Source organism: bacterium (assembly GCA_004299235.1).
In the GTDB taxonomy this organism is placed as follows: Bacteria; Chloroflexota; Dormibacteria; order Dormibacterales; family Dormibacteraceae; genus SCQL01.
Genome location: SCQL01000070.1, coordinates 1 through 1718 on the forward strand (window position 1 = coordinate 1; position 1718 = coordinate 1718).

Consider the following 1718-nt stretch of genomic DNA (forward strand, 5'->3'; position numbering starts at 1 on the left):
ATCCTGTTCTCTGGACGCCGGTTGTGTTACATTTTGTCCGTTAGCATCAGGAATAAAGTAAAAGAGAAGGCTGAGTATGATAACAGCGGATAAGAGTTTCCTATGGTTGTATGAAGGAAGAAGATTGATTTTTCTCATGGTAAAATAATTTTTTAATGCATGCGTAAAAATAACAATTAATCTGAATAATTTATTATAGAAATTTCCTGAATGAAATACCGGGACCATACCATTTGCTTTAACCGAAGAATCTAATAATTGTGAATATAAAAAACGATTCTGAATTGAGGACTTATTAATCGAAGCGAGCTGATTGTAAGATGATATCGTTATCGGGAACGATTGCGTAAATAAATCCGGTTGTTTTGTTGGTTTTAATCGTGAATACAAGTAAAATTGTCATCGAATTAAAACCAAATACCATGAAACCTCACCATTTATTTTCACCACAATTATATAAATGCATGATCTGTTTCAATGAGAAAAAGGGAATGCTTAATTTTATTTAACCTTTAAAAACAATAAAATATTTATAGATGAAATACATATTACTGACCTTATTATTTTTTACTGGTATCTTATCAGCTAAAGCGCAAGGAATACTTAGTGGTAAAGTCACTGATGAATCTTCCGGAAGCGCCTTAACGGGAGTAACTATGCGGATACCCGGGACAGAAACTGGCACACAAACGGATGCTAACGGGAATTTTGTTTTGCAGGTTCAGAACAATAATCCTGTAAAGCTGGAATGCAGCTTTATAGGATATAAAACAAAAGTGGTTACTGCCACTCCCGGAAAACCTGTCAATATAGAACTTTCGCTTGCTGTCAACAGTCTGAAAGAAGTAGTAGCTATCGGTTATGGTACTACGACAAAAGGTGCGCTGACGGCAGCAGTATCTACGGTAAGCGCGCATGATCTAAAAGATATTCCCATTAATTCAGCCGCAGAGGCATTAGCAGGCCGTCTGGCAGGTGTGCAGGTAACCGGTTCGGAAGGAATGCCAGGTGCAGAAGTCAATATCCGGGTGAGGGGGGGGATTTCCATTACGCAGGATAATTCTCCTTTATATGTGGTGGATGGTATGATCGAAGATGATCCGCTTTCTACGATGGATGTGCAGAATATTGCCTCCATCACGGTTTTGAAAGATGCTTCCGCTACGGCTATTTATGGAGCGCGCGGCGCTAATGGCGTTATCATTATTACTACAAAAAGCGGGCATCGGGGAAAAACTACCGTCACTTATAACGGATTTTTTGGTTTTCAGAAAGTAGAAAAAACATTACCCGTGCTGAATCCATATCAATACGTATTATACCAGTACGAATCAAGCCGGGGAAATACTACCAAAGAACAACAGTTCGCAAGCCAGTTTGGCACCTTCCAGGATATTGGGCTATATAAAGAAGCGCCCTTTGTGAACTGGCAGGATCAGGCTTTTGGAAGAAATGCTTTTATGGAAACGCATAATGTGGCTGTATCAGGTGGAGATAGTAAAACACAATTCAATTTAAGCCTGACAGATAATGAGTCCCAGGCTGTGATGGTTGGTTCGGGTCTCAACCGGAAGCTGGTGAATTTCAGAATATCTCATAAAGCCGGCAATAAATTTAAGATGGGATTGAATTTACGTTTTGATAATCAATCTATCAGTGGTCAGGGCACTTCTAATCCAGGCAGCAGCGGTTTAAATTTTTTGAGACAAGTCGTAAAA

General features: G+C 39.3%; 1 protein-coding gene. It reads left to right on the forward strand.

Annotation, left to right across the window (positions count from 1 at the left end; genetic code table 11):
- Positions 1 to 536: 536 nt before the first annotated feature.
- Positions 537 to 1718: TonB-dependent receptor (locus EPN29_14280; GenBank protein ID TAN30637.1), on the forward strand; the 1182-nt coding region annotated here is incomplete at its 3' end.